This is a genomic window from Listeria welshimeri serovar 6b str. SLCC5334 (assembly GCF_000060285.1).
In the GTDB taxonomy this organism is placed as follows: domain Bacteria; phylum Bacillota; class Bacilli; order Lactobacillales; family Listeriaceae; genus Listeria; species Listeria welshimeri.
This window is the reverse complement of the sequence record NC_008555.1, coordinates 2,111,257-2,135,526: the sequence shown is the minus strand read 5'-3', so window position 1 is coordinate 2,135,526 and position 24,270 is coordinate 2,111,257. Positions and strand designations below refer to the sequence as shown.

General features: G+C 35.7%; 27 protein-coding genes, 1 tRNA gene and 1 pseudogene. 20 read left to right on the top strand and 9 right to left on the bottom strand.

Annotated elements, in window-relative coordinates; genetic code table 11:
* Positions 1-2: 2 nt before the first annotated feature.
* A tRNA-Leu gene (locus LWE_RS10700) sits at positions 3-86 on the bottom strand.
* 131 nt (positions 87-217) lie between these two features.
* On the opposite strand from LWE_RS10700, the gene LWE_RS10695 reads away from it, so the two are divergent.
* The 10 genes from LWE_RS10695 to tsaD all read left to right on the top strand — a co-directional run bounded on the left by LWE_RS10695 (position 218) and on the right by tsaD (position 7,066).
* The gene (locus LWE_RS10695) at positions 218-1,126 is read left to right on the top strand and encodes an aminoglycoside phosphotransferase family protein (protein WP_011702863.1); all 909 of its coding nucleotides are present in this window, start codon (positions 218-220) and stop codon (positions 1,124-1,126) included.
* The gene (locus tag LWE_RS10690; protein ID WP_011702862.1) at positions 1,108-1,734 is read left to right on the top strand and encodes a GyrI-like domain-containing protein; all 627 of its coding nucleotides are present in this window, start codon (positions 1,108-1,110) and stop codon (positions 1,732-1,734) included. Before LWE_RS10695 ends, LWE_RS10690 begins: the two co-directional genes overlap by 19 nt.
* Before the next feature lie 103 nt (positions 1,735-1,837).
* A complete protein-coding gene (crcB, locus tag LWE_RS10685) occupies positions 1,838-2,227 on the top strand; it encodes a fluoride efflux transporter CrcB (protein ID WP_011702861.1) in 390 nt (129 codons plus the stop codon).
* A complete protein-coding gene (gene crcB, locus LWE_RS10680) occupies positions 2,217-2,573 on the top strand; it encodes a fluoride efflux transporter CrcB (RefSeq protein WP_011702860.1) in 357 nt (118 codons plus the stop codon). Before crcB (LWE_RS10685) ends, crcB (LWE_RS10680) begins: the two co-directional genes overlap by 11 nt.
* A 94-nt stretch (positions 2,574-2,667) precedes the next feature.
* Positions 2,668-3,048, top strand: a complete 381-nt coding sequence (locus LWE_RS10675; RefSeq protein WP_011702859.1) for a hypothetical protein — start codon at positions 2,668-2,670, stop codon at positions 3,046-3,048.
* A gap of 139 nt (positions 3,049-3,187) precedes the next feature.
* On the top strand, positions 3,188-4,330 hold the full coding sequence (locus tag LWE_RS10670; protein WP_011702858.1) for an Lmo2079 family surface lipoprotein: 1,143 nt from the start codon (positions 3,188-3,190) through the stop codon (positions 4,328-4,330).
* 108 nt (positions 4,331-4,438) lie between these two features.
* Positions 4,439-4,900 (top strand): tRNA (adenosine(37)-N6)-threonylcarbamoyltransferase complex ATPase subunit type 1 TsaE, encoded by a 462-nt coding sequence (gene tsaE, locus LWE_RS10665; RefSeq protein WP_011702857.1) that lies wholly within the window; start codon positions 4,439-4,441, stop codon positions 4,898-4,900.
* Positions 4,897-5,595, top strand: coding sequence for a tRNA (adenosine(37)-N6)-threonylcarbamoyltransferase complex dimerization subunit type 1 TsaB (gene tsaB / locus LWE_RS10660; RefSeq protein WP_011702856.1), 699 nt, complete (start codon positions 4,897-4,899; stop codon positions 5,593-5,595). Before tsaE ends, tsaB begins: the two co-directional genes overlap by 4 nt.
* Positions 5,592-6,047, top strand: a complete 456-nt coding sequence (rimI, locus tag LWE_RS10655) for a ribosomal protein S18-alanine N-acetyltransferase (RefSeq protein ID WP_011702855.1) — start codon at positions 5,592-5,594, stop codon at positions 6,045-6,047. The genes tsaB and rimI overlap by 4 nt, the downstream gene beginning before the upstream one ends.
* Positions 6,044-7,066 (top strand): tRNA (adenosine(37)-N6)-threonylcarbamoyltransferase complex transferase subunit TsaD, encoded by a 1,023-nt coding sequence (gene tsaD, locus LWE_RS10650; RefSeq protein WP_011702854.1) that lies wholly within the window; start codon positions 6,044-6,046, stop codon positions 7,064-7,066. The genes rimI and tsaD overlap by 4 nt, the downstream gene beginning before the upstream one ends.
* A gap of 33 nt (positions 7,067-7,099) precedes the next feature.
* Here tsaD and LWE_RS10645 read toward each other — a convergent pair whose 3' ends face one another.
* Positions 7,100-8,059: an alpha/beta hydrolase gene (locus tag LWE_RS10645; protein ID WP_011702853.1), complete on the bottom strand. Its 960-nt coding sequence runs from the start codon at positions 8,057-8,059 to the stop codon at positions 7,100-7,102.
* A 24-nt stretch (positions 8,060-8,083) separates the two neighbouring features.
* The gene (locus LWE_RS10640) at positions 8,084-10,036 is read right to left on the bottom strand and encodes an ABC-F family ATP-binding cassette domain-containing protein (protein ID WP_011702852.1); all 1,953 of its coding nucleotides are present in this window, start codon (positions 10,034-10,036) and stop codon (positions 8,084-8,086) included.
* A 311-nt stretch (positions 10,037-10,347) separates the two neighbouring features.
* Here LWE_RS10640 and LWE_RS10635 point away from each other — a divergent pair, with 311 nt between their 5' ends.
* Entirely contained in the window at positions 10,348-10,995 is a 648-nt protein-coding gene (locus tag LWE_RS10635; RefSeq protein ID WP_003722329.1) for a redox-sensing transcriptional repressor Rex, read from the top strand.
* A 27-nt stretch (positions 10,996-11,022) separates the two neighbouring features.
* On the opposite strand, the pseudogene LWE_RS10630 reads toward LWE_RS10635, so the two are convergent.
* Both LWE_RS10630 and LWE_RS10625 read right to left on the bottom strand, forming a co-directional pair.
* Positions 11,023-11,227 (bottom strand): annotated as a pseudogene (locus LWE_RS10630) (YdiK family protein).
* A gap of 1 nt (position 11,228) precedes the next feature.
* Positions 11,229-11,915: a CPBP family intramembrane glutamic endopeptidase gene (locus LWE_RS10625; RefSeq protein WP_011702850.1), complete on the bottom strand. Its 687-nt coding sequence runs from the start codon at positions 11,913-11,915 to the stop codon at positions 11,229-11,231.
* Between the two features lie 232 nt (positions 11,916-12,147).
* Between LWE_RS10625 and groES the strand changes: the two genes are divergently transcribed.
* The 5 genes from groES to LWE_RS10600 all read left to right on the top strand — a co-directional run bounded on the left by groES (position 12,148) and on the right by LWE_RS10600 (position 17,592).
* Entirely contained in the window at positions 12,148-12,432 is a 285-nt protein-coding gene (gene groES, locus LWE_RS10620; protein ID WP_011702849.1) for a co-chaperone GroES, read from the top strand.
* Between the two features lie 33 nt (positions 12,433-12,465).
* Positions 12,466-14,094 (top strand): chaperonin GroEL, encoded by a 1,629-nt coding sequence (gene groL, locus LWE_RS10615; protein WP_011702848.1) that lies wholly within the window; start codon positions 12,466-12,468, stop codon positions 14,092-14,094.
* 436 nt (positions 14,095-14,530) lie between these two features.
* Positions 14,531-16,801, top strand: coding sequence for a GW dipeptide domain-containing protein (locus LWE_RS10610; protein WP_011702847.1), 2,271 nt, complete (start codon positions 14,531-14,533; stop codon positions 16,799-16,801).
* 144 nt (positions 16,802-16,945) lie between these two features.
* Complete coding sequence (locus LWE_RS10605) at positions 16,946-17,155, top strand: hypothetical protein (RefSeq protein WP_011702845.1); 210 nt, start codon at positions 16,946-16,948, stop codon at positions 17,153-17,155.
* Positions 17,156-17,199: 44 nt separating this feature from the next.
* Complete coding sequence (locus LWE_RS10600; protein WP_011702844.1) at positions 17,200-17,592, top strand: hypothetical protein; 393 nt, start codon at positions 17,200-17,202, stop codon at positions 17,590-17,592.
* Between the two features lie 54 nt (positions 17,593-17,646).
* Here LWE_RS10600 and mscL read toward each other — a convergent pair whose 3' ends face one another.
* Positions 17,647-18,039: a large conductance mechanosensitive channel protein MscL gene (gene mscL / locus LWE_RS10595; RefSeq protein ID WP_011702843.1), complete on the bottom strand. Its 393-nt coding sequence runs from the start codon at positions 18,037-18,039 to the stop codon at positions 17,647-17,649.
* Positions 18,040-18,100: 61 nt separating this feature from the next.
* Positions 18,101-18,292 (bottom strand): hypothetical protein, encoded by a 192-nt coding sequence (locus tag LWE_RS10590; RefSeq protein ID WP_011702842.1) that lies wholly within the window; start codon positions 18,290-18,292, stop codon positions 18,101-18,103.
* 140 nt (positions 18,293-18,432) lie between these two features.
* Between LWE_RS10590 and LWE_RS10585 the strand changes: the two genes are divergently transcribed.
* The 3 genes from LWE_RS10585 to LWE_RS10575 are packed head-to-tail and all read left to right on the top strand — an operon-like array spanning position 18,433 to position 21,348.
* Complete coding sequence (locus LWE_RS10585; protein ID WP_011702841.1) at positions 18,433-20,058, top strand: copper resistance CopC/CopD family protein; 1,626 nt, start codon at positions 18,433-18,435, stop codon at positions 20,056-20,058.
* Positions 20,059-20,070: 12 nt separating this feature from the next.
* Positions 20,071-20,688 carry a YcnI family copper-binding membrane protein gene (locus LWE_RS10580; RefSeq protein ID WP_011702840.1) on the top strand — a complete coding sequence of 206 codons (618 nt, stop codon included), beginning with the start codon at positions 20,071-20,073 and terminating at the stop codon, positions 20,686-20,688.
* 18 nt (positions 20,689-20,706) lie between these two features.
* Positions 20,707-21,348 (top strand): MOSC domain-containing protein, encoded by a 642-nt coding sequence (locus LWE_RS10575; protein WP_011702839.1) that lies wholly within the window; start codon positions 20,707-20,709, stop codon positions 21,346-21,348.
* 5 nt (positions 21,349-21,353) lie between these two features.
* Here the strand turns inward: LWE_RS10575 and LWE_RS10570 are convergent, their stop codons facing one another.
* Positions 21,354-22,097, bottom strand: a complete 744-nt coding sequence (locus LWE_RS10570; RefSeq protein WP_011702838.1) for a potassium channel family protein — start codon at positions 22,095-22,097, stop codon at positions 21,354-21,356.
* Positions 22,098-22,204: 107 nt separating this feature from the next.
* Positions 22,205-23,122 carry a COX15/CtaA family protein gene (locus LWE_RS10565; RefSeq protein ID WP_011702837.1) on the bottom strand — a complete coding sequence of 306 codons (918 nt, stop codon included), beginning with the start codon at positions 23,120-23,122 and terminating at the stop codon, positions 22,205-22,207.
* A gap of 237 nt (positions 23,123-23,359) precedes the next feature.
* Between LWE_RS10565 and cyoE the strand changes: the two genes are divergently transcribed.
* The gene (gene cyoE / locus LWE_RS10560) at positions 23,360-24,265 is read left to right on the top strand and encodes a heme o synthase (RefSeq protein ID WP_011702836.1); all 906 of its coding nucleotides are present in this window, start codon (positions 23,360-23,362) and stop codon (positions 24,263-24,265) included.
* Positions 24,266-24,270: the final 5 nt, after the last annotated feature.

The window sequence follows — 24,270 nt, the reverse complement described above, 5'->3', positions numbered from 1 at the left end:
GATGCGGCCGAGAGGACTTGAACCTCCACGGGTTTTACCCCACTAGGCCCTCAACCTAGCGCGTCTGCCGATTCCGCCACGACCGCGTATGTGTAGCAAAATTAATTATAATATTGAAACGTCAATTTTGTCAATAAATTCTATAGCTATTTTTAGAGAAAGAAAGCGTATTCATGTATAATGGAATATACTTAGTTTATATTGAGGAGGGCGAGTTTTGGATATAGGGAAACTTAGATTATTACATAATGCAAAAGCGATTCATGAAATTAAAAAAGGATTTTCGGTAGATAGGAAATATCAAGTGGATAAAAAATATCTTGTGCGCGTTTTTCCAAAAGAACTATTATTAGAGCGCAAAAAAGAGTTTGAATTACTTCAAGCCCTACATTCAATTGTTCCTTATGTACCTCAAGCATTTGAGTTTGGTTATTTCAATGGCGAAGGATATATGATAATAGCCTTTTTAAATGGGGTAGACGGGGAATTTGGTATGGATGATTTATCTGATTTAGAACAATTTGAAGCTGGATTTTTAGCAGGGGAAGTTTTAAGAAAAATGCATGCACTTCCTTTAGAGGTTCCAAAAATGAATTGGTTTGATTTTCAAACAGCAAAACATAAGCAAAAGAGTGTAGAATTGGAGGAACTCAATTTAAGATTGCCGTTTTTAATGGAAGCCGATAGATTTATTAATGACAATATAGCTAGGTTAAAAGATAGACCGATTTGCCTGCAACATGGTGATTTTCATCCAGCAAATATCATTTTAAACCATAAAAAATTTGCAGGTATCATTGATTTTAATCGACTTGAGTTTGGAGATCCGTTAGTTGATTTAGCAAAAATTGGTTTTTTCACTACGGAGGTTAGTGTACCTTTTGCGCAAGGAAATATGTTAGGCTATATTAAAGAGCAAGAGATTGCCGGTTTTTGGGAGCTTTATGCACTTTATACAGCGATGCATATTGTTGCGGCAGTTAGTTGGGCAGCAAGAGATACGTCACGTAATTTAGAAAAGATAATAAGTTATGCAGCGAAGACAGCAGTTAGTCATGCTAATTTTCAGCAGGTGATACCAAACTGGATGCACGAGGAGGAACTTAAATGGTTAATAAAAAAATAGATTTTAAAAAAGAGGAAAAGAAATTTTATGCACCAAAACAACGACCAGAACGTATTTTTGTACCAGAAATGAACTTTCTTATGATGGATGGCAAGGGCGACCCTGATAACGAAGATTACCAAAAAGCAGTGCAAGCTCTTTATACACTTACTTATACTATTAAAATGAGTAAAATGGGCGATACAAAACTGGAAGGATACACGGATTTTGTCGTGCCTCCGCTTGAAGGTTTTTGGTGGTCAGAAGGAATGTTTGACTTAAAAAATCGGGATGCTTGGCTTTGGACTTCTTTTATTAGACAACCTGAATTTGTGACAGAGGCTATTTTAGAATGGGCTAAAGGGATTGCTAAAGAGAAGAAGCCAGATGTGGATACATCGCTCGTAAAGTTGGTTCGTTATACGGAAGGGGAATGTGTGCAAATGATGCATATTGGTCCTTTTAGTGATGAAGTAAAAACAGTAGCTGAGATGCACCGATTTATAGAAATGGAAGGGCTTCGTAATGATACAGGCGCAGTTAGGAAACATCATGAAATATATTTAAGTGATCCGCGAAAAACTATTCCGGAAAAAATGAAAACCATCCTTCGACTTCCAGTGAGTTGAAGTATCAGATTGTTTTCGTTATAGTATAGAAGAAATAGGATAAGGCGACTGCCCGGAATGTAATTATTTCAGGGCATTTTTTGGTGAAATGGGGTTTGGTGCAATGTATTTTTTATATGTGGGGATTTTTGGTGCATTAGGTGGTATGTGTCGTTATGCGTTTAATTTATGGCTTTCTGGCGGGAGTTTTCCGTATGCTACTTTGGCTGTTAACTTGATTGGCTGTTTTTTGCTCGCATTTTTAATGCAATTTTTGGCTGAAAAATCGCGTATTTCATTAGTGATTTTAAATGGTATTGGAACGGGATTTATTGGTGCATTCACGACTTTTTCAGCGTTTAGTGTAGATACCATTCAACTCTTGCAAAAGGGACAATTTTTGTTGGCAATGAGTTATGTTTTGGCTAGTTTAACAGGTGGATTGCTGATGGTGAAATTTGGTAGGGTGCTTAGTGATACGCTACTGAAAAGAGGTGCGAATCATGTTAGTTAATTTTATACTTGTTGGTTTTGGAGCTAGTCTTGGTGCAATGTTGCGATATGGTATTTCTGTTTTTGTGAAAAGTAAATGGAAGACTCATTTTCCTTATGCCACTTTATTTATTAATGTGACAGGTTCTTTTTTATTAGGATTTCTAATTTCTTCAGCGCTTGGGCCAGTTTGGCAACTTTTTCTTGGTACAGGTTTTATGGGCGGATATACTACTTTTTCAACATTTAAAGTAGAAAGCATGGAATTAAAATGGAAAACTAACTATCGTGTATTATTTTCTTATATGGGTTTCACGTATGTTCTTGGCTTGGTGGCTGCTTTTATCGGGTTGATGGTGGGTATATAAGAATTGTTTAAGAAAATAAGAAAACAATTGCCTGAGATTGTACTAAATGCTATGCTAGAAAGAACGATAAGCTTCAGAGAGGACGAGAACGAGAATGACAAGTTTAAAAAAAATCATGTTATCGATTATGCTAGTTGTCGTATTTTTGGCAGGGTGTAATCAGGAAGAAGTTCCTGCTTTAGTGCTTGATGGAACAGTTTCGGATGCCAGTTTGCTAGAAAATAATCGAGAGTTAACTGTGAATGGAACACTAACTTGGGACGGAACAAAAAACAACTATGAAAGCAATCTTGTTGTAACGGTTGACGGTAATACAGCAGTGACCAATAAAGCGAACGGTAAAGTGATGAAACTAGACGATATAAAAAATGAAGATACAGTGCAAATCACATTTCCAGCAGGAACAGAAATAATCTCACCAGCACCTGGAAAAGTTTCTAAAAATGCCACTTCAATAAAAGTAACCCCAAAATAAAAAGCGTATCCCTTTAAAAAAGGAGCGCTTTTTTATATGATGTATTTTGTGTCTGTATAGTGAACAATTGTAAAATTGCTTGTTTTCTGTATTTAAACTGTGTTAATTTTAATATATTATACAATTAGGAGGAGAATACATGAAAAAAGGGATTTTACTTTCAATTCTGTTGGTCTTAGCGCTTGTAATTGGTGCTTGTGGGGAGAGCCCAGCAGAAAAAGCAGCAAAAACACCGCAAGGAAAATTTGTTCAAGCAATAAAAAATGGGGCTAATGTGCCAGATCAGTCCACTTATACTACTTCGTTTGCAGTAAATGATATTCAAATGGCAAGTACTGATTCTAGTGCTCAACAATTAGGTATTTTGAAAGATATTAAATTTACCATAACATCTTCCACTGATAAAAAGGCAGATAAAGCGGAAGCAAAATTAAATGTTACATCTACTAATAACTTATTTCCGATTTCGATTGATTTAGATGTCTTAGCGGACACGAAAACAGGAAATACATATATACCGCTTAAAACAATTGTACAACCGGATGAATCGTTACTTAGTTATTTAGACCAAGTTACTGGTGGAATGTGGTCAAAACTTAATACACAATATCCAGATTTAAAAAACAAATATATCAGTACAGAAGAATTGACGAGTTCATTAACAGGTGAAAGTGAAACTGATACAGCTGTCGATACAAAGAAATTTGAAGCTGCTTCAAAAAACTTAAATAAAAAAACTACCAAACTATTGAATAATTATTTTAATAGCTTAGATCAAGAACGTTTTAAAGAAGCAAAAGATGGTACAGTAACTGTCACACTTAAAAATGCGGATTTTGCTAATTTGTGTACAGATTTTGCAAAATTAATGGATGACGAAAAAGTGAAGGCGGATTTCAAAGTGTTAGTAGAGAGTCAAGGTTCTGAATCAGTTACGGATTTTGATACTACTTACACAGAACTCCAATCGAGTCTAAAAGATGCAGCTAAAGAACTAAAAGAAAATAAAAATACCACCATTGAAATGAAAGTATCGTTAAAATCTGGAAAAGATAATACATTAGATACGTTAACTTTGAAAACAAAAGTAGAAGAAACATCAGATAAGAATGCCCCAGAATCAATTAGCTTTACAATTAAAACGAAAGCAGAAGAATTTGTACCTATTGATGATTTCCCAACAAAAGATCAAATTATTTCTAGTGAAGAATTAAATAAAATTATTACAGAGTTTACTACTCAAATGTATGGTGGAATGGATTTAACTGGTTCCAATTATTAATTTCCTTTAAAAACGTAGCGGCTTATGATGCCGTTGCGTTTTTTTGCTTTTTATTTTGGTACAGCTTTATGGTATGATATGTAGAGAAAATGATGGACGGGTGAGGTAATGGAATTCGAATTAGTAATGACAAATGAAGCGGAGACAAGGCTTTTCGCAAAACAACTTGGTGAAAAGTTAGCAGCCGGAGATGTGATTTTACTTGAAGGTGATCTGGGTGCGGGAAAAACCACTTTTACTAAGGGTATTGGTGAAGGACTTTTGATTCCGCAAATGATTAAAAGCCCGACGTTTACTATTATTCGCGAATATAAGAAAGGGCGCTTGCCGCTTTATCATATGGATGTGTACCGTTTGGAGGATGCCTCAGCTGATGAACTCGGTTTGGAGGAATATTTTTATGGAGCGGGTGTTAGTGTCGTTGAATGGGCGCAGTTTGTCCATGAAGATTTACCAGAAGAATATTTAGAAATTAAGCTTTTTCATATCGATGAAAATACGCGTAAAATAGTGGTTAATCCAGTTGGGGAACGATACGAGCAACTGGCGAAGGAGGTTTTTGGCAAATGATACTTGGGATGGATACGTCTTCAGATACGATGACAATTGCTCTTTTTCATGAGGGTGTCGTTCTCGGTGAATATACAACAAATTTGAAAAAGAATCATAGTGTGCGTCTGCTTAAAGCGATAGCGTTGTTGATGGAAGAGTGTGGAGTAAAACCGACTGATTTGGAAAAAATTGCTGTTGCCAAAGGTCCGGGTTCGTATACTGGTTTACGAATTGGTGTGACAGTTGCTAAAACGATGGCATGGGATGCTAAAATTCCGATTGTTGGTGTATCTTCTTTAGCACTTTTAGCAGAGAATGGTTTATATTTTTCTGGAAAAGTGGTTGCTTTAATGGACGCCCGTCGTGGCAATGTTTATGCTGGAGTTTATCAAGCAAATTCTAATCATGATAAAATGGAAAACATTGTGACAGACAGCCATATCGCGCTCACTGATTTATTAGAACCATTTAAAGAGAGCAAGGAAGCGATTTTGTTTATAGGTACTTTGACAGAACAAATTTGCGATACTGTAAGCGAAACTCTAGGGGAACGAGCAATTTTTGCGAGGGCAGATACTACCTATTCGCAGGCAAGCACGCTCGTAAAACTAGCTGAGAAATTGGACGGCGAGCTTGCAGACAATTTTGTTCCTGATTATTTGAAACTTGCAGAAGCAGAGAGCAAATGGTTGGAATCGAGGCGTTCCGAGTGAATTTGGAAGAAGTTTTATTATTTCGAGAAGCAACAGTGGCTGACTTAAAAAGCATTATGAGAATAGAGAATGCAGCATTTACTGTACCTTGGACAGAAGCAGCTTTTCGGAATGAATTTATTATAAATCAATATGCTTATTATTTACTGGCTACCTATAAAGAAGAAGTCGTTGGCTATGCTGGTGTTTGGCTTGTGTTAGATGAAGGGCATATTACGAATATAGCGATTCATCCTGATTATCAAGGTAATCACTACGGCGAGGCACTTTTTCGAAAAATGATTCAGGTTGCGAAAGATCGGGGTGTTGTGCGTATGACACTCGAAGTTCGTGTATCAAATAATATTGCGCAAGGGCTTTATAAAAAACTAGGATTTCAAGATGGCGCCATTCGGAAAAACTATTATCCGGATACGAAAGAAGATGCGCTAGTGATGTGGGTGGACTTATGAAAAAAAATACAGTAATTCTTGGAATAGAATCTAGCTGTGATGAAACAGCTGCTTCTGTTGTGAAAAATGGTAATGAAATTATATCTAGTGTAGTTGCTTCACAAATTGAGAGTCATAAGCGATTTGGTGGAGTAGTTCCAGAAATTGCATCAAGACATCATGTGGAACAAATTACGCTTGTGATTGAAGAAGCTTTAACCCAAGCTAATGTAACGATGGATGATTTAGATGGGATTGCAGTGACAGAAGGACCAGGCTTAGTTGGCGCACTGCTTATTGGAGTAAACGCAGCAAAAACGCTTGCTTTTATGCATAATTTACCTTTAATAGGTGTACACCATATTGCTGGCCATATTTATGCCAACCGTTTTGAAACGGAATTTAAATTTCCATTGTTGTCATTAGTCGTCAGTGGTGGGCACACAGAACTTGTTTTAATGAAAGCAGATAATGACTTTGAAATTATCGGTGAAACAAGAGATGATGCAGCTGGTGAAGCTTATGATAAAGTGGCTCGTACACTTGGCTTAGCTTACCCTGGTGGCGTGCAAATTGATAAACTTGCAAAAGAAGGCGAGGATACTTTCCATTTTCCACGTGCGATGATGGATGATGGCTCCTTTGATTTTAGTTTTAGTGGGTTGAAGTCTTCTTTTATTAATACTCTGCATAATTTAAGACAACGGGGAGAGGAACCAAATCCTAATGATATGGCAGCGAGTTTTCAGGCAAGTGTTGTTGATGTTCTAGTGAGTAAAACCATTCGTGCAGCTAAGAAATATGATGTAAAACAACTCCTTCTTGCTGGCGGTGTGGCAGCTAATCAAGGTTTGAGAAAACGTCTGATTCAAGAAATGAAACTGGAACTTCCGGATATCGAGCTTATTATTCCCCCATTATCTTTATGTGGTGATAATGCGGCTATGATAGCTGCGGCAGGAACAGTGAGTTTTTTGCAAGGAAAGCGTAGTAGTTATGACATGAATGCAAATCCAGGATTATTGCTAGAAGATATATAAAAAGCGTGCGGGAGTTCATTTCCCGCACGCTTTTTACATGGTTTTATTCAAGAATTGTCGCACTTTTTCTTCATATGTTTTCGGGTCGACTGTGTAAGCCTGACCGTGTTCTGCTCCTTTTACAATCCATTTTTCTTTATAACTATGGGTTGCATCATACAGTTCATTTACCATATAAGTAGCCACAAAAGCATCTGCATCGCCATGTATATAAAAAATGGGTAAATCAGTTTTAGCTACGGCATCAATGGCACTTGCTTCACTAAAAAAGAAACCTTCTTTTACTTTATTAATCAAGCTTGCTGTTGGAATAATGGGGAAACTTGGTAAATGGAACATCGCTTTCAGTTGATAAGAAAGTTCGGCATCCATGGAAGTATAGCCACAATCAGCGATAATACTTTTCACTTGTTTTGGCAGTTTTTCACCACTAGTCATAAGAACGGTGGAACTACCCATGGAAACTCCGTGAAGTGCAATTTCAGTGTCCGCACCATTTTTGTCAATTACTTGGTCAATCCACTGAAGATAATCTTTCCGTTCAGGCCAACCAAAGCCGATGTTTTCGCCTTCGCTTTCACCATGTGCCCGAGCATCAGGCATTAACACGTTGTAACCAAATTTTTCATGATACATCTTTGCAAAACCAGCCATTTCGACTTTACCACTTTTACCACGATAACCATGGGCTAAAATAATTGTTTTGTTCGTAGGTTTATCCGCTTCTAAATAATTGGCAACTAGCTTTAGGCCATCCTTTGATGTTTCTGTCCATTTGGTGAGTGTTTGTTTTTCCATCCAAGCAATATTAGCTTCACGATTTTTCTTAGCAAGTTTGGCTGTATCTGTTGTTTGATCTGTCGTTGGTTCATCATTCATACTTGAATTATCACGAGCTAGCGCATAGCTATATAAATAAAAACTTGCGCAAATAGTAATAATTAATAATAAGCCAATGATAATCGAACCAGAAATAATTAAAATCTTTTTCATTATGTGCTCCTTTTTTTATGCAGATTACATCGATTCTAGTTCTTCACTTACTGTTTCCCATTCTTCCATGAGACTTTCTCCATTCGCTTTTATCACGTCAAGTTCTTGCGTGATTTCTAATGCTTTCTCGTGATTTTGGAAAATTTCAGGTTTGGTTAACTGGAGTTCTAGTTCGGCGATTTTTTCATCTGTTTCTTCCATGGATTTTTCTATTTCTTCTAGTTTTCGTTTTCTTTGACGAAGTAGTTTTTGTTGTTCTTTTTCTTCTTGGTAGTTTAGCTTTCTAAAAGAGGCAGTTGCTTCTACTTGTTCTCCTTTTTTACGTCGATCCTCAGCATCTAGGCGCGCTAGTTCTTTAGCTTCTGCTAGCTTTTCTTGATAATAATCGTAATCTCCTAGGAAAACAGTAGCTTTCTCCGGAGCTAGTTCGACGACTTTTGAGGCAATTCGATTAATAAAGTAACGGTCATGAGAAACGAAGAGAATCGTCCCTTCAAAATCGATTAAAGCGGCTTCTAAAACTTCTTTACTTTCAATATCTAAATGGTTCGTAGGTTCATCAAGAATAAGCACATTCGCTTCAAGTAAAGTGAGCTTGGCAAGAGCGAGTCTTGCTTTTTCGCCACCACTAAGCGATTGAACATTTTTTAGCACATCATCATCTGAAAATAAAAAATTACCAAGTGTGGTTCGGACGTTTACTTCATTTAATTCTGGATAATCATCCCACAGTTCCATTAAAACGGTTTTGTTGGATGTTAGTTTGGCTTGTTCTTGATCGTAGTAGCCAATTTTCACGCCGGCACCGAAGTGGAATTCGCCACTTAAAGCTGGAATGTCGCGAATGAGTGTTTTAAGTAAAGTTGATTTACCGATTCCGTTCGGACCAACGAGAGCAAGGCTATCTTGGCGTTTCATTTCGAATGTTAGATTGGAAGCAATTCGTTTATCTTTTGCGTAACCAATACTTAGCTGATCTACCATTAAAACGTCTTTACCTGTTTGCTTTTCAAATTGGAAGCCAAAATGGGCGGATTTTTCATCGCCTTGTGGTCGGCCGAGGACATCCATTTTTTCCAATTGTTTTCTTCTGCTTTGAGCTCGTTTAGTTGTAGAAGCGCGAACTATATTTCTAGCGACAAAATCTTCTAGTTTTGCAATTTGTTTTTGTTGTTTGTCGAATTCTTTCCACATTTGTTCTAGTTTGGCTTGTTTTTGACTAACAAATGAACTGTAATTTCCTTTGTAGTGGTCAATTTTTGTACGGCTAATTTCGTATACTTGATTAACGACTTTATCTAAGAAATAACGGTCATGGGAAACAATAAGTAGGGAACCGTGGTAATTTTGCAAGTAAGTTTCTAGCCATGCTAATGTTTCAATATCTAAATGGTTTGTAGGTTCATCGAGCACAAGAATATCTTGCTTGGCGAGTAATAATTTAGCTAGTGCAAGTCTTGTTTTTTGCCCACCACTTAAAGAAGCGATTTCGACTTCATAATCATCTGCATAAAACCGCAATCCATTTAAAACGGAGCGAATTTCTGCTTCATACGTATAGCCACCAATTTCTTTAAATGTATGTTGTAACGTATCATAATCTGTCATCAAAGCTTGATATTTTTCCGGATCATTATATAGTTCCGGTTCACCAAGACGAAGCTCCATTTTGCGTAAATCAGCTTCCATTTTTCTAAGGGAATCAAACACGCTAAGCATTTCATCCCAAATTGTTTTTGTTGATTCGAGACCGGTATTTTGAGCCAAATAGCCAATTTCAACGCTTTTAGGTTTGGAAATAGTGCCGCCATCATAGCTCATTTTCCCAGCAATAATTTTAAGCAAAGTAGATTTCCCGGCGCCATTTCGGCCTACTAAAGCAATTCGGTCGCCTGTTTTTACTTCTAATTTAATATTATCTAAAATAACTTCTGCACCGAAGAATTTAGAAATTTGCTGAACTTGTAATAATATCATAATCTCTCTCCTCGATTGTTCTCCTTACTAGTTTATCTTAAAATCCAAGTAATCGCAATGTGATAGCCAAGTTCGCATGAATAATTATGATTGTGAAAATGCTCGCATTATTTGTGATTTTAGCGTAGAATAGAAAAGAAAGATAACACTGGATATTTTGCAGGAGAAAACTTTGCTTAAAAGTCATGAGCAAAAAGTTTGTGCATTCCTTGTGAAATGTTTATAGTATATAAGCAAGCATGTGAAAGGAAGTACAGTTCATAAAAAGCTTCCATTTCAGAAAAAATTTAAAAGAAGAAGGGACAGAAGGCATGATGGAGGAAACAACTAAAATTCCACAAGCGACAGCAAAACGCTTACCATTATATCATCGTTACTTGAAATACCTAGACGAATCAGGTAAGGAACGAGTATCATCAGCAGAATTAAGTGAAGCGGTAAAAGTTGATTCGGCGACTATTCGACGCGATTTTTCGTACTTTGGCGCATTAGGTAAAAAAGGATATGGGTATAATGTTTCTTACATACTCGACTTTTTCAGTAAAACGCTTAGTCAAGACAAACAGACGAATGTTGCACTAATTGGTGTAGGTAACCTTGGTACAGCATTATTACATTATAATTTCATGAAAAATAATAATATCAAAATCGTTGCTGCATTTGATGTGGATCCAGCGAAGGTTGGTAGTGTTCAACAAGATATTCCAATTTATCATTTAAATGATATGGAAGAAATTGTTCGTGAAAATGGTGTGGAAGTGGTTATTTTAACTGTTCCAGCAGATGAAGCACAAGTAACCGTAGATCGTTTAATCGAAGCGGATGTCAAAGGTATTCTAAACTTTACACCAGCTCGTATCAGTGTTCCAAAACAAGTTCGTGTGCACCACATCGATCTTACAACGGAATTACAAACGTTAATCTATTTCCTAGAAAATTATCCGGCAAAAACGGAATAAAAAAACCTGTAGAAGGTAAGCGTAAACTTACTTTCTACAGGTTTTTTTTACGTCTTTTAAATCCAGTGATCATGAGGCCTATGCCAATACCGAAATCCATTAATGTCATTATAATTAGTATATAAGCAAGGATATCATAACCATAATCAGTCACGCGAACAATAACAAAATATACAAATACAAGACCAAGCGCAAAATAAAGAAAACTTTGCTTAATTAATGAATTTTTCATATTATCCTCCAATGATTCCAAGACTCAAAACCAAAACAATTGTATTCATTAAAATATGTGCACCCATCGAAACAGCAATTCTTTTTGTTTTTGTATAAAGAAAACAAAGAATCAGTCCGATGACAAAATAGGTTAGTAAAAAGGAAATATCTCCATGAAGTAAACCAAAGAAAAGCGAACTAATGACCGCAGCCACATGAATATTGATTCTATTACTCAACCCACCAAAAATCACTTTTCTAAAAACGAGTTCTTCTAAAATTGGTCCAAGAATAGAAATGAATATCAAGAAAATAGGTGCTGATTTAGTTAAGTTTACAAGTAATTCGGTGTTTGCTGACTCACTCATACTCCCAGCTATGGATGTAAGGATAATGCTACAAATAATTTGAGCTACATATAAACCAATCACCCCACCAATAATCCAAACAATACTTAATAATGGTGTCGTTTTTATACCAACTTCGATTTTATTTTCTTTTGGTTTTTTATAAAGCATTGGAATTATAATGGCAAGCGACAAAAGATTAGAGAAAATCGACCAAGCAATAACGCCGTAAGTTTGCGCATCCGCTATAGAGATGGACGTCATACTTAGTAAGATGTGTTGAACAATTGGAATTCCAATAGAAGCAGAAAATAGTAATAATAAATAAACTAACACAATGGTAATATAACGTTTAGCCAAAAAATACGCATCCTTTCTAAAACAAGCTCTTGCTAAATTGCTTATAACAAGCAGAAATAGCTCTTCTTATTGTACTCGTTATCAAGGGTTACCGCAAATAAGAATTCTTCCATTTTTAAACGTTTTTGCTTGCAATTTTTATTCAGTTTGGTATCATAATAACTGTATTAGCACTCTGATGCGTCGAGTGCTAAAATGAAAATTGTAATTATATCAGAGGAGGTCATTTACATTGTTAAAACCATTAGGAGATCGTGTTGTAATTGAAGTACTTGAAGCAGAGGAAAAAACAGCGAGTGGAATTGTATTACCAGACTCTGCAAAAGAAAAACCACAATCAGGAAAAATTGTCGCAGTAGGTTCCGGTCGAGTTCTAGAAAACGGAACAAAAGAACCACTTGAAGTTGCAGAAGGTGACACGGTTATTTTTGCAAAATATTCTGGAACTGAAGTGACGTACGAAGGAACTGATTATCTGATTTTACGTGAAAGTGATATTTTAGCAATTACTAAATAATAAAAAAATGAAATAATCGGAGGGAAATATAAAATGGCAAAAGATATTAAATTTAGTGAAGACGCTCGTCGTGCCATGCTACGTGGTGTCGACCAATTAGCAAATGCAGTAAAAGTAACGCTTGGCCCTAAAGGTCGTAATGTTGTTTTAGAAAAGAAATTCGGTTCTCCGTTAATTACAAATGATGGTGTAACGATTGCAAAAGAAATTGAATTAGAAGACCCATTTGAAAACATGGGAGCAAAACTTGTATCTGAAGTTGCTTCTAAAACCAATGATGTTGCTGGTGACGGAACTACAACTGCTACCGTTTTAGCGCAAGCAATGATTCAAGAAGGCTTAAAGAACGTAACAGCTGGAGCAAATCCAGTAGGCGTTCGCCGCGGTATCGAAAAAGCCGTAGCAACTGCCATTGAAGAATTAAAAGCTATTTCTAAACCAATTGAAAGCAAGGAATCTATCGCTCAAGTTGCTGCCATCTCTTCTGGTGATGAAGAAGTAGGTAAATTAATCGCAGAAGCAATGGAACGTGTTGGTAACGACGGTGTTATTACTATTGAAGAATCCAAAGGCTTTGCAACAGAATTAGACGTAGTAGAAGGTATGCAATTCGACCGTGGCTACACTAGCCCTTACATGGTAACTGATTCCGACAAAATGGAAGCTGTTCTTGAAAAACCATACATTTTAATTACAGACAAAAAAATCAACAATATTCAAGAAATCTTACCAGTTTTAGAGCAAGTAGTTCAACAAGGTCGTCCTATGCTAATTATCGCAGAAGATGTGGAAGGCGAAGCACAAGCAACTCTTGTATTAAACAAACTTCGTGGAACATTTAATGTTGTTGCAGTGAAAGCTCCTGGATTTGGTGATCGTCGTAAAGCAATGTTAGAAGATATTGCCATTCTAACAGGTGGACAAGTAATTACAGAAGATCTAGGCTTAGAACTAAAAACAGCCACAGTAGATCAACTTGGTACAGCGAACAAAGTTGTTGTAACAAAAGATGACACTACAATCGTAGAAGGAGCAGGCGATTCCACACAAATCAGCGCTCGCGTAAACCAAATCCGTGCGCAAATGGAAGAAACTACTTCTGAATTTGATAGAGAAAAATTACAAGAACGTTTAGCAAAACTTGCAGGTGGAGTAGCTGTTGTTAAAGTCGGCGCTGCAACTGAAACAGAGCTAAAAGAACGCAAATTACGTATTGAAGATGCCCTTAACTCTACTCGTGCAGCTGTAGAAGAAGGTATTGTAGCTGGTGGTGGTACTGCGCTTGTAAGTATTTACAATAAAGTAGCAGCACTAGAAGCAGAAGGCGATGTAGAAACAGGTATCAACATCGTACTTCGTTCCCTAGAAGAACCAGTTCGTCAAATCGCACATAACGCTGGTCTAGAAGGTTCTGTTATTGTAGAACGTTTGAAACACGAAGCAGTGGGTGTTGGTTTCAACGCAGCAAACGGCGAATGGGTAAACATGATTGACGCTGGTATTGTAGACCCAACAAAAGTAACTCGTTCTGCACTACAAAATGCTTCATCCGTTGCAGCACTTCTATTAACTACAGAAGCAGTTGTAGCAGATCAACCAGACGAAAACGGTCCAGCAGCAGTTCCTGACATGGGAATGGGCGGCATGGGCGGTATGATGTAAGAAAGCGAATTACTAATTAATATATGATTAAAAAGAGGACTTTGAATTTTTTCAAAGTCCTTTTTTAGTATAATTTAAAAGATTTCTAGAAGAACCTATCTGTATTAGAAATGAATTAATATACATATAAAGACAATTATTTTCCTTTTTATTAGTAGATATATATAATTTTATAGTATTTTTTTGTGAATTTTTGAAACTTTTGTGTCTATAATAAGATTTTATTGAATAATTTATGTATATCAATACAAGACGAGTCGAATAACATTGGTGTAATTTTAAAAAAACACAATATGGCTTGATAAAGCTTATTTAAAACCCCAAAAAAGAAGGTTAATGAATAAAAATAGACACTTCATTAAGTTTTTGGTTATACATAACTAATATATGCTATGCTTAAGTTTCATTCTAAATTATACAAAAGGGAGTTTAACAAATGAAAAAAAATAAAAAAAGAAGAATAAGAAAATGGGGAGAGAAAGTTTTACTATTATTAGCCGTATGTTTAATGTTCATTTCTATTTTGCCGACAGAGATTCATGCAGCATATCGAGTAATAACATCGCAAAAAAAAGTACATTATGCAGTAACGATTCAAAGAGAAACAGATGGAATTCATAAAAATGGTCCTCATAATACAGAAGGTGCAGTTCAAGTAGCATTCTCTAAAGAATACATGAATCAGAATTTACAAGTAACAAAAGAAATGGTAACTGATAATAAAGTTACTTGGGTTCTATTAAGTAAACTTGATGGTACAGAGATTGGTTGGATGGATAAAGCAGGTGTTAAGCAAGGAAATGACTACCGGGTAATAACATCGCAAAAAAACGTTAATTATGCAGCAACAGTTGTTACTGAAAAAGATGGTCTTTATAAAAATGGACCACATAATACGCCGACAGCAGTCTTTGTTAGTCTTACAGAAGCTGTCCAAAATAAAAAATTTCAAGTAACAAAAGAAATGGTCACTGATAATGTTGTCACATGGTGTTTTCTAAAGGACTTAAGCGGAAATGATGTAGGTTGGCTCGATAAACGAGCATTAAAATTAGGGAATGATTTTAGAAATATAACATCTCAAAAAGAAGTAAATTATATAGCGACAGTTATTACAGAATCAGATGGGATGTATGCAAATGGCCCACATAATACGCCCGGAGCAGTAAGTTTAGGTCTTACTGAAGAAGAGATGGGTACTACTTTCCATATAAAAAGAGAAGTAATTACAGATAATAAAGTCACTTGGGTACTAATGTATTACTTTGATGGCGAGAGGTATAAAGAGTTTGGTTGGGTAGATAAGAAAGCTGTTAAAGAAAATGCGAAAAACAAAGCAACAGATAAGATTGTTTCTTATGATGCTGTGATAACAGAAAAAGATGAAAATAATATTTATTCCAATGAAGTTAACTCAAAAAATCTACGAGGAATAAAATATAGCTCCGATAAATATACTTCCAAAACTGCCCATGTTAGTAAAGAAAGAATATTGTCCACTTCAGATGGCGATTATAAACTCGCTTATTTAAATGTAGATGGAAAAGAGCTTGGGTGGATTGATTCAGAATCATTAACGGAAAAACTTACAGAAGATTCAAAAGTAGAACAAATAGAAGATACACTACTTAAACATTTAGATTTAAATGATAATAGTTTACAAATAAACTCAGAAGAATTCGCTGCTTTTGCATTAAATCAAATGTTAGAAGATGCTGATGAGGAATTGGCAGCTAGAAGTGATTATGAGATTATTACTGATTATTTAAGTGAATATTTTAATGCACTTACAGAAAGCATTTCACCACCAGAAATGATTGATATTGAAGGTGAACAAGAAGTATTTAGTCCTATTATAGATGAAGATTTAAATATTGAAGATATAATTGATGAGGATTTTTCTGATGAAGATATCACAGATGATGAAGAAAACGCAGAAGAAAAAGAGGAAGAAGTTAATTCGGAAAATATAGATGAAAACTATCTTGTTGGTATTCCTGAAAAAGATATTATTGATGTAACTGATATTCAACCTGATCCTAATATATCGCCACTAGAAGAAGAAAAAGAATCAACAATAGAAGAATTAAATGATATCGCTCAATACGAAGAAGTAGAAAATAATGGATTAGTAGATGAAAATGGTTTATTAAAAGCATCAGGCTATAACAGAAGTAAAGCTATAGCATATGCTAAGAAATGGTATAATAAAAGAAATCCAAATTATAGAAATTATAGTGATTCATCTGGAGATTGTACAAACTTTGTATCACAGTGCATTTATAATGGTGGAAAAAAAGAAGTTAAAATAACTCCAGTACCTTATGGAACAAAAAAAACTACTAAACATTGGTTTAGCCAAATAGTATACACAAAAGTATGGTCTCAAAGATCATATGTATATTACAAAACTATAAATAATTCAACCTCATGGGTTAATGTATCAGATTTTTCATCATTTTGGTCAAAAACTCAGCCAGTTAAAACATTTACTAATGTGAACTCTGCAATTTCTTATGCAAGACCTGGAGATATAGTTCAGTTCAAAAAGAAAGGTGGAAGTAGATACTTTCATTCTATGATTGCTGTAGAAAAAAGCAATAAAACTTTATATATGGCAGGTCATACAAATAGTTATAAAAGAAGAAATATTAAATCAGCAATGAAAAATATGAAAGGGGCTAGTATAAGGATTATAAGATTTTAGAATATAATATGGGTTGCTAATTAAATTAGATTTTACGATTTCAAAAAACCAAAACTTGTTAAACGAAAAACAACTTTGGGACCAAATAAAAAACGCTTTTCTCCTTGCTCTTGTTATAATAAAAGAAAAGGAGATGCGCTTGTTATGAGAGAGAATTCCATTATTGGTCGAATTATTGCATTTTGTGCGATTTGCTTTGCATTTTTTAATCCGAAAACGGTCACTTATTGGCTAGATGTATGCGCAGAATCTGGGCCGGCTTGGTATCTTACAACAGTTGTTGCATGCGGAATTGCTGTTTTCGTATTGATTGATTTAATCAAAAAAATAAAACGAAGAAAAGCAGCAGAATGAAGGTTTTCGTGGTATACTACTAGAAAAACGACTAGGAGCACGCCATGAACTGGACACGTATTAGTAGTATTATAATAGTTGGTTTTACAGCAATTGGAGCAATTTATGGTGGATTATCAATGGTTTTTACACCAAGTGGTAGTTTATTATCACTTTCAACTGGACTACTTGACGGCTCGCCATTTGTTGATTATTTAATACCAGGCATATTTTTATTTGTATTTGTAGGATTATTTCATTTAGCCACCCTTGTTTATTTACTGAAAAAACTTCCACGAACCAAAGAAGTCATGTTTGCAGCAGCCGCTGTTTTGGGTGTGTGGATGGTTGTGCAATTACTAATTATTGGTTATGTATTTATTTTACAAATCATCTTTTTGGTAGTCGCTGTGTTTGAAATGTTCTTAGCACTCCAATTAAAGAAACAACAACAATAAAAAAGACAGGAACTTTTAGTCAAAAATAGCTGACTAGAGTTTCTGTCTTTCCTTTTAAATTTCTTTTTGTTGTTCTTTCAATAAATCGCGAATTTCTTTTAAGTATTCTTCTGTTGGTGGCACTGGTGTTTCTTCCACAGGTTGTTCTTTTTTCTTCATAAAACTAGTAAGTATTTTGACGAATATAAAAATAGCAAAAGCGATGATGATAAAGTCAACGATAGATTGGATGAAAGCACCGTACTGAATAACAGATTTACCGACTGTCACACTTAATTTTGTGAAATCAAGTCCGCCAAGAAGTACACCAACAACTGGCATAATGATGTTATCTACTAAAGAAGAAACAATTTTTCCAAATGCTGCCCCGATAACAACCGCTACAGCAAGGTCTAGTACATTCCCTTTTAACGCAAAATCTCTAAATTCTACTAACATTTTTTTCATAAAAATTCACCTCCCACTCCCCAGTATAAAACATCTAAAGGCGATGTGAAAGTAACTAAACTTATTTTAATAATAAACTGCCTATGTATAGAGTTGGCGCCATTAAAGCATAACCAATGATGATAAATGTAAGTGTTCGAAGCCAAAAAGAATGAAGAATACTTGGTTTCCATTTAGCTAAAAGTGCTTGAATCCACATCGTGATAAGCGTAACAAAAGCGAACATAAAAAATAGTTCGATATAACGAAGCATAGTTAAAACCTCCTTTTACGTTCACTATGCCATAATTTGGGTACCTTTTGCAATAGCAGATGAGCCAATTATTTCCATTCAATTCTTGCGCATGATAAGTTAAAAAGAGTAAAACTGTTTATTCAAAAAAGGAGTAGCAAATGAAATTATTGCAAAGAATTAGTTTTATTGTCATTTTATTATACATACTAATTGTGCCGGTTCAGCATGTTTCTGCGCATGCTTATTTGGAAAATTCGAATCCGGCTGATCAATCGCATATTAAAACAGCACCTGAAAAAGTAACACTTGTTTATAATGAGGAAATTGAAGCAGATTTCCCTTTAATAGAAGTCAAAAATTCAAATGGAGAACGAGTAGAGACGGGAAAGACAGCTGTTTCTAAGAAAAATAATCATATGGTGGAAGCTTCGTTACCAGCTGATTTAAAACCTGATGTTTATTCTGTGTCATGGCGAGTTGTTTCCGCTGATGGTCATGCTGTAACGGGCGTTATTTCATTTAAATTAGGCGACACGAAAGCGACATTTCAAGTAGCGGAAGCAGCTTCAAGTAGTTCAGACCTTCAAATCAGCTCGATTCAAAAAGCAATTCTATATATAGGATTTTCACTTTTCATTGGGATGCTTGCTTTTGGTTTGGGGATTTATCCGCGAAAAGAGCCACTGACAGAGAAGATAATCAGTCGCTTAAAAAAAATAACTTGGATAGCACTCGTGTTTCTTGGTGTGGCACTTCTAATGCAGCTGGTTGTGCAAACGAGTATTACGACAGGTGCTAGTATCATGGAAAGTTTTAAACCAAGCCAATTAAGTGCATTTTTAGCAACAAAAACTGGCTATATTTGGATAAGTGAGTTTGTCGTATGGCTTGCACTCACCATTTTCACCGTAATAATGGTTCGTAAAAATAAACAATCAAGCTGGTTTGCGCTACTAACTGAGAGTGTATTAATAGGATATTTAATTTTTGCAAAGGCTCAGAATGGACATGCTGCAGCGAGTGCCGATAAAATAGTAAGTATTACAGCAGATATACTTCATATAGTTGCGGCAAGTGTTTGGGTTGGTGGGATTTTGGTTCTTTTATTCGTGTTACCGCGAACAGGAAAAGCACGAGAAGTTTGGAGTCGTTTTTCTATCGTAGCAATTATTGCAGTAGCTTCGATTTTAGTCAGTGGCTTGTTGATGGCGGTTATGAACATCGGTCAAATGGCAAATCTATTTACGACGAATTATGGCAAAATGCTTCTTTTCAAAATCGGTTTGTTTTTATTGATGGGGATATGTGGTTTAGGTCATTATCTTTACTTGAAACTCAAAAATAAAAAGCTACCATTTAAAACGATTTTAGTAGAACTTATTATTGGGACAGCGATCTTACTAGTTGCGAGTGTTTTAACAAATATACAAACCCCACCGCCAGCTGCGCCAAAACCTTATGATGAAACGATTACAGCAGATGGCGAGAAGGAAAAAATCAATTTGCGTGTCGAACCCGGAGCAGTAGGACAAAATCAATTTATCATCACATTTTTAACAGCAGAGGGGGCAACCAAAACAGATTTTGAACAAGTAACCATCACTACTAAATCTACTAAAACGGATGAAAAATCTACATTTCAAGCGAAACTCGCGAATGAGAATCAATATTTCGCAGAAGGACTTTATATTAATCAAACTGGAAAATGGGAGATTACCGTCCATGGTTTAACGAAAGATTTTACCGATATTAATCAAACATTTACAATCAATATTACTCAGTAAAGGGGAAAAACGATGAAAAAAATTATTAGTATGTTAGTTGTTTTATTAGCTGTTTTTGTCATTCCATTCCAAGCAAGTGCGCACGTTTCTGTATCACCTAATGAGTCAACTGTGAAATCTTGGGAAACCTATACAATGAAAGTACCATCAGAAAAAGAAATGGCATCCAAGAAAATCGTTTTAAAAATAGCGAAAGGGGTTTCATTTGAATCATATGAACCTGTTCCGGGTTGGACAACGACGGTCGATAAGAAAAACGGTACAGTGACATGGCAAACAGAAGGTAACGGTATTGAAAAAGGCCAGTTCCAACGGTTTAGTTTTATTGCTAAAAATCCAAGTGAAGAAGGAGATGTTGCTTGGAATGCTTACCAATATTACGAAGATGGCTCTATTGTAGAATGGGTTGGCGCAGAAGATTCCGAAACCCCGCATGCAACAACAAAAATTTTGAAAGAATCAGCACAAACAACCACTGGTTCACACGGAGAAGTGGTAGCAGGAGCCGAGGATACAGCTGGAGATACAAGCAATTCAAATGACAATACTATTCTTTTATGGACGGCTGTTGTCATCAGCGTTCTTGCACTTATCACAGGCATTCTAGCTATTTTAAGTCGAAAAAAATAACACCAAAGGAGTAAACACATGGAACGAAAAATAATGTATTTAGCAATTGGCAAACCTAAAAAATTATCTCTTCCAAACAAGAAATTAATGATGACCGGCATTGAGAAGGAACTTGTTGAAACTGCTAACTTAACGATGACTGGATTTGAAAATGACGCTCCACATAATTTAAAATATCATGGTGGGGTAGATCGAACTGTATGTATTTATCCATATGAGCATTATGCAAAATGGGAAGAAAAGTTTGGTGAAGTATTGCAAGTAAGTGCCTTTGGTGAAAATTTGATTGTTACTAATATGTTAGAAAGTTCGGTGCAAATAGGCGATAAATTTCAGATAGGGGAAACAATTATTCAAGTAACAGAAGCAAGAAACCCTTGTAGCACAATTGAAAAATTTAATGGAATCCCTAATCTTTATAAAGCCATTCACGAGACTGGTTTAACTGGTTATTTATGTCGAACTATTACGCCAGGTAAAATAAATAAACAAGATGAAATCAAGCAAATACATCAAGAGTCTCATGGGGTAACAGTAGCCTTTTGTCATGAAAAGGTGTTGCATAAAAAAGGAACAAAAGAAGATTTTGAACGTATTTTAGCGGTGGAAGCTTTATCTGAACGTTACCGTAATCAAGTCGAAAAACTAATCAAAAAGTGATAGCATCATTTGCTATCACTTTTTATATTATCATCAGCTAATTCTTTTTTTCGCAAATTCAAAAATTGTTCCACTATCGCAATTTCTTCTTTAGTCAGTTCAGGTGTATCTGCAATTAATTGGGTAATTTTGTTGGTTCTTTGAGTACTAGAAGTTGTCGTTTTTTTGGTCCGGAAAAAATTAGTTATTGTACTTGTAATCATCCCGATAAAGGCTATCCCGAAGAGCATCATGATGGAAGCCAAGATTCGTCCAATTGGTGTTACAGGGACAATATCACCATACCCAACCGTAGTGGCAGTTACAATTGCCCACCAAAGAGCATCGGGATAGTTGTTTATTTCAGGCTCGATAAATACCATTGGAACTGGAATAATAATTACAAGTAAGACAAAAATCATTAAAAAGCGATTTAATCCATTTGAACGGAAAAAACTATAAATTGGAACAATATAACGTCTTCCCATCGCTGTAATGCTTAAAAGATGGACAAAACTAACAATCCGAGCCGCTCTAAAACCACCGTAAAATGGAATAATCGCAATCAGCTGAAACGGATGGGTTTTAACGTAATGCCATTTATTATCAGCTCTATGAAATCGAACAAGATAATCAAGTGTAAAAATCACCCAAATAATCCAATTTAATATAAATGTAAAGTTATTTCTGTATGGTAATAACGCAAGGGAAAGTAATATGAGAATAAGCATAAAAGTCTCATAAATCATTCTTCTCTTTGTTTTATCCAAGTTATTCACCTCATTTAACATATACTCTCATTTATTTTAGCATAAAACGATATAAAAGCCGCAGATAAATAAAAAAAGCCGGCAACAAAAGTTACCAGCCGTTTTCATTATTTTATCCGCAAGCGATTACTTTTACTTCTAGATGCGAGCAAGCAAAGGTAGCAAAGTAAAGCGAAGAGCATTGTAATAATTAAGCTATGGGCAAGTGCAATATACAAGTTTACTCCTGTATAAACTGAAAGCGCCCCAGTAACAGCTTGAAGTGCAATAAATAAAAGGGATAACACCATGCTAAAAGTAAGCACTCGGTATCTTCTGTAATCTCGAAACACAAGCCAAGTAACGTACAGCAACCAAACAATTAAAATAAATGCGGCTACTCGGTGGAAATACTGTACATAATCTTGCACAGAATCAGGCATAATAAATTTACCATTTTCAAACGGCCAAACTGGAACGGCCATACTTGCTTTTTCATGTCGAACAAGAGCCCCCGTATAAACAGCTAAATAAGTGTAAATCGTAAGTGCATAAATGTTGATTCGAAGTTTTGTTCCCATGACGAGATTTCGAGCATCGAATTTGCGGTCTACCTCGAAAATCATTAAGGCAAGTAGCACAATGGAAGCATAACATATGATGGAAATACCAAAGTGTAGTGCCATGATATAAGGATTTTGACCCCAAACAACTGCTGCCATTCCCATTAAAGCTTGAATAATGAGGAATAATACTGCGATGATTGCAAGCGGTTTTGTTTCCCGACGATTTTTCATATAAATCCAAGCACAAATTGCTAAAACAATAACAAAAATCGAGCTGATTCCCGTTGTCATTCGGTGCATGAATTCAATGAGTTTTTCTGGTGTAACATCTGTTAAACGAACTAATTGTCCATTACAAAGTGGCCAACTATTACCACAACCATCTGCTGAACCCGTTTTCGTCACAAGCGCTCCACCGAACACAACAACAGTCATACAAATAATCGTTAGTACGGACCAAACTTTCAAGAATTTTTTCATTATCTACCAATCTCTCCTTTAGATGCGTGTGAGATTTTTACCAAAAATTTGCGTATATGTATAAGTTCATGAGTACACATCAACTTAATTGTAGCGTGTTTATTTAAAGAAGTAAAGCCTACAAGTCTAAAGCCGATTTATTGACAAAAGGGGCGTATTTTTCACATAATAAGGGTATAGGATATCTATCAGTTCGCAATCACTGGTTTATATCAGCAAGTGTTAGGGGGAGAAAAAGTGAATCAGATAGAAAAAACTGGGGAGTTATCGGCGAGTAGATTTACAGTCCGTGATTTTACCGAGCTTGTGAAAATAGGTATCGTGAACTCCAATACGATTACTGCTTTTACAGGAATGTGGTTGGCCTTTCAGTTAAATGGAATTTCTTTTATTCAAAATGTAGATGTGATATTTTTTACTATCGTCGGTTCAGCACTTATTGTCGCTGCTTCGGGCGCTTTTAACAATGTCATTGACCGTGATATTGACGGAATTATGGAAAGAACTAAAAACAGACCAACAATGACTGGGAAAATTTCTGGTAAACGTGCGCTAATGGTCGCGCTTGTGCTTGGTGTAGTAGGAACAATAATGTTATTTATGACGACTTGGCAAGCGGGGGTTCTTGGTGTTATTGGGGTCTTTTTGTATGTCGTTGTTTATTCACTTTATGCAAAAAGAAAACTCGTTAGTAATACAGTAATTGGAAGCTTTTCTGGAGCAGTACCGCCGTTAATTGGTTGGTTTGCAGTCGAGCCATCATTTAGTATGGTACCAATTATGCTCTTTCTTGTTATGTTTTGTTGGCAGCCGCCGCATTTCTACGCGATTGCTATTAAACGTAAAGATGAATATGCCGCTGCTGGTATCCCGATGTTACCCGTTGTAAAAGGCATTGAGCGCACAAAGAAAAGTATGTTTTTCTGGGTGATTTTATTAACTATCTTACCATTCTTTATGTTTGATTTAGGTATCGTATACGTTATTTTAGCGACTTTATTAAATATTGGTTGGTTGGCACTTAGTGTTTACGGATTTAAAATGGCAGACAGTATCAAATGGGCGAAATGGATGTTTATATATTCCTTAAATTATATGACGATTCTATTCGTGGCCATGGTCGTTATCTCCATTTTTCTATAAAAAGT